This window comes from Aminipila sp., from assembly GCF_032051575.1.
Taxonomy (GTDB): Bacteria; Bacillota; Clostridia; order Peptostreptococcales; family Anaerovoracaceae; genus Aminipila.
On sequence record NZ_DAMBYD010000015.1, the window covers coordinates 78,241 to 86,331 of the forward strand.

An 8,091-nucleotide genomic window follows, 5' to 3' on the forward strand; every position below is an offset into this window, starting at 1 on the left:
CACATCCTTTGTAATGTTTTGTATAGAATATGTCACACAGGAACAAAATAGAATTAATTAGTAAATTAGAGAAAGGAAATTACATAATGATCCAATTCAACGGGCTGGCTGATAATGCCGAAAAAATTTATAAGAAACTCACGGGAGTACCTGTTCCTCAAGATGAAGGTCAGATGATTATTTCAAATTTAAAAGAGGTACACAATAAAATTGCTCGATCTGAATCTATTTTTAACGAGCTTACTGATAATGATTTAATAGATTATGCAACCTACGACATCCTTGCAGAAAAAGCCCGCTATGCTTACTTAATAAAACAGGCAAAAAAAAGAAACTTGCATTTTTAATTACAAGTTTCTACGTCCTTCCATAGCCTTGGACAGGGTCACTTCGTCAGCATATTCCAAATCACCACCTACAGGTATACCGTGTGCTATTCTTGATACGGTTATACCTGAAGGTTTGATTAATCTGGCAATGTACATAGCTGTAGCTTCTCCCTCGATATTTGGATTAGTTGCAAGAATAATTTCATTCACATCATTCTCTTGAAGCCGCGTAATAAGCGACTTCAAATTAATATCCTCCGGGCCAATCCCCTCTAAAGGAGAAATTGCCCCGTGCAGTACATGGTAAAGACCTTTAAACTCCCTGATTCTCTCCATAGCCGCAACTTCCTTAGGGCCTTCTACCACGCATATAACGTTCTGATCGCGGCCAGAGTCGGAACAAATTGCACAAGGTTCTATATCCGTCAAATTCCCGCAAATAGAACAATATTTCATAGTAGTCTTTGCATCTATAATTGCCTGAGCGATAGAAAATGCTTCTTTATCCTCCATGTCTAGAATATTAAAAGCAAGTCTCTGTGCCGTCTTATTGCCTATCCCTTGTAGCTTGGAAAGTTCATTAATTAATTTATTTAATGGTTTTGCATAATATTTCATTTATTTTGCTTCCAATCTTAATTACATCAGTCCTGGTATGTTTAATCCTCCAGTAATTTTGCTCATTTCTCCCTCTGAGATTTCTTCCATCTGTCTCAAAGCTTCATTCACAGCAACCATAATTAAATCCTGAAGCATTTCAATATCATCTGGATCAACAATTTCGGGTTTTAATTGAATATTTGTAACCTGCTTAGCGCCATTTACTGTAATCGTAACAGCACCACCTCCTGCAGTTGTGGTGGTTTCCATTTTTTCGATTTCTGACTGAGTTTCTTCCATCTTCTTCTGCATTGCCTGTACCTGCTGAAGCTGTTTTTGCATATTTCCACCCATGCCGCCGCCCATACTAGGCTTTTTTCCTGCTCTCATACCTTTTCCCATTATATTCTCCTCCTATACTAATTCAATATTTATTCCCAATGCATTCTCTGCATTTTTCTTTATGTTTTGTATGTCAATATTATCTGACCTTCCGCCTTGCTCTCCTTTTACCTTACAAGTAAGTTCTCTACGAACACCAGTATGTTCTGCCATAATATCTTCTAAAATCTGCTTTTTCTTTTCCACATAATTTGCAATCGTAGAACTGGTTGCCATGACAACAAAATGCTTATCACTTATATTTATAAGTTCTGTTCCAGTTCGTATCAAATTAAAACTTGCACTGGAAGCTTCACCCTGCTCAAAAATCCAATGCCACAGAGCATCTTTATCAATATCACTGCTGTCGGTCACAATTGGGTTAGCTGTAGCTTTCTGAGGGCAGTCAAGCTCCGGTACTGACTCCTGATTTTTCTTAAAATCCTCAATAGCTTCTGTTGGATTAACAGCATTAACAGTTTGTGTTACTGACTGTTGTTGAGGCGGCTGTGCATATGTAGTTTTCTGCAGCATTCCCGTAGACATTTTAACTATACATAATTCCAATAACACTCTAGGCTGGGTGGACCATTTCGCATCAGCCATCGTTTTCGAGAGCTCAATAATACCATTATTGATTTCCATAACATCCAGTCTTTGACTCTGCCCACAAATTCTTTCTATATTTTCACAGGACATGTTAAGCATATCCTCTGCATGGTTTACAAATTTAGTTATTAAAAGATTTCTGTAATGCGTTACCCAATCCTTCATAAACTGTCTAACATCTTTTCCATCTGCCAGTACTCTGTCCAGCAGCAATAAAGCTTCTGCAACATTGTGCCTTGTCACTGCATCGGTTATATCCAAAAATGTATCTTCCCCAGCCGTACCAAGTATCTCCAAAACATCATCTCTGGAAATGTCTTTTGAACCTGCTGACAAGCATTGGTCTAATATACTCAATCCATCTCTTACCGATCCGTCTGCATTTGCGGCAACAAGGGCTAATGCCCCATCTTCAATCGTTATTCCCATGGTCTGGCAAATACCCTTCATACCTGTTTTTAACACTGTTTCAGGTACACGTCTGAAGTCCAGTCTAAGGCATCTCGAAAGAATAGTTGCCGGAAGTTTTTGAGGCTCTGTTGTCGCCAGTATGAACATTACATTTTCCGGAGGTTCTTCCAAAGTTTTTAAAAGCGCATTAAATGCTCCTGATGAAAGCATATGCACTTCATCAATAATATAAACTTTTCTTCTCCCTACAACTGGAGGATATTTAACACTTTCTTTTAATTCACGAATATTATCTACACCATTGTTAGATGCTGCATCAATTTCAATAACATCCATAAAAGTGCCTTCTTTTATAGATTTACAATTATCACACACCCCACATGGTCTGAGATTGTCAGAAGTACAGTTAACACCCTTTGCCAAAAGTCTTGCAGTAGTAGTTTTCCCTGTGCCTCTAGTTCCACAGAATAAATACGCATGACCTGCTGAGTCACTTGAGATTTGATTCTTTAAAATTTTTACAATATGTTCTTGTCCTAAGACTGTATCAAAGGTTTCAGGGCGATACGCTCTATATAATGCTGTATACATACTTCATTCCCCTTCTTCCACATATACTAGCCTGTCCAAATTACATAGTAATTTGATGGCAGACTTATGCACGGAAATCACAAATCTAAGATTTGTAGATCTCTACTGCATTTATTTCATAATGGTTCTAGATTCTTTTAAATAAAAATAAAAATTGCCCTTTAAAAGCTCCGCCGACTTTGGAGAAGGCTTGTCTGCGGCACATAAGAGCTTCCACTTATTGCTGCTTCCTTCCGGACCTGACAAGGTTCGCAGAGTCTTATTGCGCAGGACCCTAACCTAATCAAGCGGAGCTTTTAAAAGGCAATTCATACCTACATAGTATACAAGTTTAGTTTAAAAAAGTCAACTAAAAATTATAAATGATAGACAACTTTTATTCAATTTCCGCCTTTTAATCAGTTAAATCCAAAGACACAGACCAAGATTCTTAAAGTAACTAATAACCACAGTACAGTGCGTGTCTTTATGCATGTCGATTCCAATAAAGCAGGTATTTCTTTTTTGGTAAATTCTCATCCTCTCCTTTTCATCTGTCTCCACCACTCACACCGGCAACCTCAGTTTAAGAGCGTTAGTCTCTCGACCTCGCAAGGGAACGCCAACCTATCCATTCATAGTGTGACAAATTACGTGATTTCGGGCATCACGAGCCTTGGTTCATTCTTACGTTGTGTGTGATGTTAACTCTGGTACAAAAGGATTGCAAGTAGATTGTTAGAGTGCCTGAAAGAAAAATCAGAAAGAAAAAACAGAGAAGAAAAAACATTGTAGTTTTTATCTTCTTTGCCTGTATCTGTTTTTTTATAATGTGCTTTGTCGAAAGTAGCGAGGGAAGTTTTCCCCCTTAAACCCCCGGCTGCCCCCATTTTAGCATGGGCAAAAATATCGGTCAAGATATGGTTCACGATGAACAATGGGGTACAAGCGGGTTCATATGTTCGTTGCCGGCAGTCTGTAGAAGCTGCATGTTACATTTTCATAAATACACTCGTTATCCGGCACTTGAAGGCTTAACGCCATAAGCCACCGTGGGCGATTTTCTGCGAAAGGGTCTACCCATTCAAAATGCAGACCCAAAATGTGTTTCGTCACTTAATCATAGGGTGAACCATGGGATCGAAAACCATGCAGCCGGCAATATATTTGTCAAGCTAAAATAGCTATGTTTTTCAAAATAAAGAAGTATAAATATACAAATTTGACATTTAAGAGCGCAGTTAATAAGACCATCAAAAACAGATGGTTTTGTATGACATATAGTAAGTAAATTATACTATTGCCGAACGTAGTAGGGTTTATTGTCTCTCAGAACAGCATAAATGATATTTGTTAGTTTTCTGGTAACATGACCTATTGAATTCATATAGGGCTTGCCTTCACTGCGCTTTTCCTCAAGGAAATATTTTAAATTAGGTTCGTACATGGCTGCTCTCACAGAAGCTTGCCATAATGCTCTTCTGAGATACCTGCTTCGAGATTAGAAGAAAATCATAAAGATTTCGACATCCGGCTTATAAGCAATACCCCATAAGGCAGAGGACTCAAACTGCACTCAGTAAACTTAAAGTTACATGGATAATAGAAGAGTACCTCTGTCCGTCTGAGTATATTTTATCAAATTCAAAAGGAGTTGATAAACAAGTTAAATGCATATTTATAATTCCATATACAAAAAATCCTGCTAAATCTCTATATAGAAATTATAGCAGGATAAAGGTACGTGGTCGCAAGCGCCCCCTTCCCGTCACCTTCGCCGGCAGTGCCGATGTTGTAGCAATTCAGTCTAGGTGCTGTAAAACGGTTTTTGTGCTGTACAGGTTGCTGTAAATGATATTGAACCCGCATTTTTAACCGTTTTATAGGTGCTGTTTGGGTGGTCGTTCGTAACATACTTCGTAATTCTAATTTCTTTCAAACAGTTTCAAATTAATTATTCACCTTGGCTCTCAGACTTGTAAATACCATCTTCAAATTTTCTAACAAATCCTTTTGCTGGAAAGTCAGGGTAGTCAAACTCCCATAGGCATCCACAATAATTGCATTTATACCATTTATTCGCATACCAACTAATGCTCTCAAGTTTTCCCTCTCCAACATAAAATGGTTCTGTTACGGGAATATCTTCGAAAATACCATTTTCAACTTGCTGACTGAAAAAATTCTTAAGTTCTTGAAAGGTCTTCTCGGTTGAAACATCTATTTCAATTCTTTCATTGCAATCACATTTTTTTACTTGAACCATTTTGGATTCACCTCCGGAATGTATATTTGATTACCTCCACCTGGTAACATACCTGCTCCACCATTAATTACTTGTGGCGCAGCTGTACCTTCATAGATCACTGTGTCTTTAGGAACTGTTACTTTTGTGACAACTTGAGCAGTATTTCCCCATTCAGGATTCAATGCTAAATCTAATTGAGACTGCATTCCCCCCATTTGAGGAGTTCTTGTCATATACGAACCAACTTTACCCGCTTCATTTGTCGACACTCTGTAAAATACTGTATTTGCTTCAAGTGATTTTTGTGTGTAAGATGCCCCAGTAAATGTTTCAGCAATACTTTGTTTTAAAGGTCCTGGATTTACTGGCGAGTATTTAATGCTAGTAATCCCACCCTTTTTAGCCACTTCACCTTTAAGGTTCTTGACATCATTGAGTGTTTTATTTAAAAGATTATTCTGCTTGTAAATATCACAAGCGTATGGCTTTGAATACTTACTTGCGTTTCCAAGCTTTCCTATCAGCTTTGTAGCTTTTACACTGCTCAAGTAAGTCTTTACCCCTTTACCTATTCCACCAGTTACAAGGCTCAGAATAATATCCGATGCTACTCTTCCTGTTACTTTCCCGTACTTATATACTTCAGCATCCTTAACCTTTGTATATGGATCAAGTACTCCTCGGTTCGAATATAAATACCACGGGTCGCCGGAAATGTCCTTAAATACTGCTTTTGCAAGTTGAACAAGGTCAATGTTTCCTTTAACGACACTTTTCACCAATTCGTATGTCATTGGAATAGCATTTTGGACACTCTTTTTTAATTCTGATCCATAGCTTTTTATTCCGTCTGCAATTCCAGAAAGTAGATTATCGGTCTGTTTCCAGTAGTTCATTGTTCCCAGTGGGTCAACAGAATTCAGTGGGCTGTTATCACAATAAGCATACCAGTTATTCCCGTCTTTGACAATGTCCTCCTGTGTGAACCTGTGGGTCTCAGGGTCGTAGAACCGGTTCTGGGCAAAGTACAGGTCTAGAACCTCATCATAGGTATAGCCGGTATAGTTATTATTTTTATGTCCCTTGATTTTAGTCCATTTATGTAACAAAGATATGCATCGCAGTGAAATTCCCTCCCTGATACCCCTGAAATCCTTATGTGGTATGGAAAAATTAATTTCCGGATTAATACAGACTAATTATGTATCAACCTCTTTCAGCAACTTGATTCTTATATGCTGATTTACTAAATTTATCACTAAATGAAATATCATCAGAGTAAATTTAACATTAGCCTTACTCACTCCCTTAATAGCTTCAGTATATTGTGTAACTTTGCTTTTCGGAGGTTTTATATCAATAGCTTTACTTAAACTTGTTAATGCTCCATTTTTTATAGCTTTTCCTGTCGCCATTATCCCCAAGATTATACTTAATCTCTGGAGTTTTCCTTCTTCTTGATAAATAAAATCTACAAAATCCTGAACATTAACTAATGTCTGCAAGTATCCAGTATTACCTTAAACATTAACTCAAGCTAAGACATTTTTGTGCCACTTTAAAATAGTGCTAATAAGGTTTACATTTTAAAACTTTTGCTCCCTAATCGTATCCACAAATCATTATCAGTTAAATAGCTATATGAAATCTGCAAATCTGATTTCTCTACAACATCAATTAATTCTTTGCTATCCAAATTCTTTTTCTTTATTAGAATAGTTCCAACTAAAGAATCTTCTTCGTTCATATGTAAAACTACAGGGGTTATCTCTCGTGATATCTGTTTCCCTTTAAGTTTTTTAAGAGCTTTAATTTTATAACTTTCAATCTTAATTTTATTTTTTTTCAATGTGCCTTTTAGCGAATAACGATAGGCGATACAAACATATTCTTCATGATTGATTTTTAAATCTCTGTATTCATTTTTATCTAAATAGTAATTAAATTGCTGAATTTCGTCCTCAGTAAGTGGAATTTGCACAAACGTCTTATCTATAATATGAAATTCAACATACGGCCAATGGTAAGCAACTATTATTAAAGTAACAATACTAAAAAACAGTAAAGTTTTCCTCTTTTTAATTTTCATTTTCCTTTCCTCCAAATACTTTAAAGCAAATATCTCTTTCTATTTTGCTGAATCCTTTATTCTTACAATAACCATTCCTTCTCTTATATCTTCTAACCTTTCATTTATTCTATCATTGGAATGAGCTGAATATAATATGGTTCCATCTTTATCAAATCCAGTTATCATCATTGAATGATGCACTATGCCTTTTGAATTAGTCTCATATAATAAATCTCCAACCTGCACATTGTATTTTTCCTTAACTTCTTTAATGTCTTTATTATTCTTCAACTTAATTGGATCTCCATTTATATAATCTCTATTTGAACTTGAAAAATATTTATATTGTGATTCAGCCTTGCACCATTCTTCTGTAAAATCAAGCGTTTCATACTCTGCATACCTATTTCCACTGGCACTTTCCCATGATGTTTTAACTTTATAGAAATGCCATTCTTTTTTCATCTCTAACCCTCCGGCAACTAATGCCTGAGATATGAAATTTGCACAATCAGATCCAAGACGTGTCATATATGTAATTTTAGGAATAATATTATCAAATCTAACATATTTAGGATTACTATTTCGGAAACGTTCTTTAATCTTATCTCCATTTGCTTTAGGAGAACTGTAATCTTCATTTGTAGCATATGCAACTGCTGCTTTCCGATTATATAGTCCTATCAAATCTACATAGTTTATCGGGCTATTCTGGCAATACACATACCAGTTGTTCCCGTCTTTGACAACATCCTCCTGAGTGAATCTGTGATTTTCTGGGTCGTAGAATCGGTTCTGAGCAAAGTACAGGTCGAGCACCTCATCATAGGTATAGCCGGTATAGTTATTTATATTGTCAATTCCCGAATAAT

Annotated in this window: 9 protein-coding genes and 1 other RNA gene; 1 reads left to right on the forward strand and 9 read right to left on the reverse strand. The window is 36.5% G+C overall.

The window, feature by feature from the left end; genetic code table 11:
* The first annotated feature begins 86 nt into the window (after nucleotides 1–86).
* Complete coding sequence (locus RTW14_RS17440; protein WP_312653845.1) at nucleotides 87–347, forward strand: DUF2508 family protein; 261 nt, start codon at nucleotides 87–89, stop codon at nucleotides 345–347.
* Here the strand turns inward: RTW14_RS17440 and recR are convergent, their stop codons facing one another.
* The 9 genes from recR to RTW14_RS17485 form a co-directional block, all read right to left on the reverse strand.
* On the reverse strand, nucleotides 348–947 hold the full coding sequence (gene recR, locus RTW14_RS17445) for a recombination mediator RecR (protein WP_312653847.1): 600 nt from the start codon (nucleotides 945–947) through the stop codon (nucleotides 348–350).
* Nucleotides 948–968: 21 nt separating this feature from the next.
* Nucleotides 969–1,331: a YbaB/EbfC family nucleoid-associated protein gene (locus RTW14_RS17450; protein ID WP_312653849.1), complete on the reverse strand. Its 363-nt coding sequence runs from the start codon at nucleotides 1,329–1,331 to the stop codon at nucleotides 969–971.
* 12 nt (nucleotides 1,332–1,343) lie between these two features.
* Nucleotides 1,344–2,921: a DNA polymerase III subunit gamma/tau gene (dnaX, locus tag RTW14_RS17455; RefSeq protein WP_312653851.1), complete on the reverse strand. Its 1,578-nt coding sequence runs from the start codon at nucleotides 2,919–2,921 to the stop codon at nucleotides 1,344–1,346.
* Between the two features lie 137 nt (nucleotides 2,922–3,058).
* An RNA gene (ffs, locus tag RTW14_RS17460) (signal recognition particle sRNA large type) lies at nucleotides 3,059–3,305 on the reverse strand.
* A 1,549-nt stretch (nucleotides 3,306–4,854) separates the two neighbouring features.
* Nucleotides 4,855–5,166 carry a hypothetical protein gene (locus RTW14_RS17465; protein ID WP_312653853.1) on the reverse strand — a complete coding sequence of 104 codons (312 nt, stop codon included), beginning with the start codon at nucleotides 5,164–5,166 and terminating at the stop codon, nucleotides 4,855–4,857.
* Nucleotides 5,154–6,257: an RHS repeat-associated core domain-containing protein gene (locus RTW14_RS17470; protein ID WP_312653855.1), complete on the reverse strand. Its 1,104-nt coding sequence runs from the start codon at nucleotides 6,255–6,257 to the stop codon at nucleotides 5,154–5,156. Before RTW14_RS17470 ends, RTW14_RS17465 begins: the two co-directional genes overlap by 13 nt.
* Before the next feature lie 90 nt (nucleotides 6,258–6,347).
* A complete protein-coding gene (locus RTW14_RS17475; protein WP_312653857.1) occupies nucleotides 6,348–6,653 on the reverse strand; it encodes a hypothetical protein in 306 nt (101 codons plus the stop codon).
* Nucleotides 6,654–6,727: 74 nt separating this feature from the next.
* A complete protein-coding gene (locus RTW14_RS17480; RefSeq protein WP_312653859.1) occupies nucleotides 6,728–7,237 on the reverse strand; it encodes a hypothetical protein in 510 nt (169 codons plus the stop codon).
* A gap of 39 nt (nucleotides 7,238–7,276) precedes the next feature.
* Nucleotides 7,277–8,091, reverse strand: an 815-nt coding sequence (locus RTW14_RS17485) for an amidase domain-containing protein (RefSeq protein WP_312653861.1), incomplete at its 5' end; no start/stop codon positions are given.

Bases quoted from the DNA above. Each gene is read 5' to 3' on its own strand.
- RTW14_RS17440 (WP_312653845.1), top strand. From the start codon at position 87: ATGATCCAATTCAACGGGCTGGCTGATAATGCCGAAAAAATTTATAAG.
- recR (WP_312653847.1), bottom strand. From the start codon at position 947: ATGAAATATTATGCAAAACCATTAAATAAATTAATTAATGAACTTTCC.
- RTW14_RS17450 (WP_312653849.1), bottom strand. From the start codon at position 1,331: ATGGGAAAAGGTATGAGAGCAGGAAAAAAGCCTAGTATGGGCGGCGGC.
- dnaX (WP_312653851.1), bottom strand. From the start codon at position 2,921: ATGTATACAGCATTATATAGAGCGTATCGCCCTGAAACCTTTGATACA.
- RTW14_RS17465 (WP_312653853.1), bottom strand. From the start codon at position 5,166: ATGGTTCAAGTAAAAAAATGTGATTGCAATGAAAGAATTGAAATAGAT.
- RTW14_RS17480 (WP_312653859.1), bottom strand. From the start codon at position 7,237: ATGAAAATTAAAAAGAGGAAAACTTTACTGTTTTTTAGTATTGTTACT.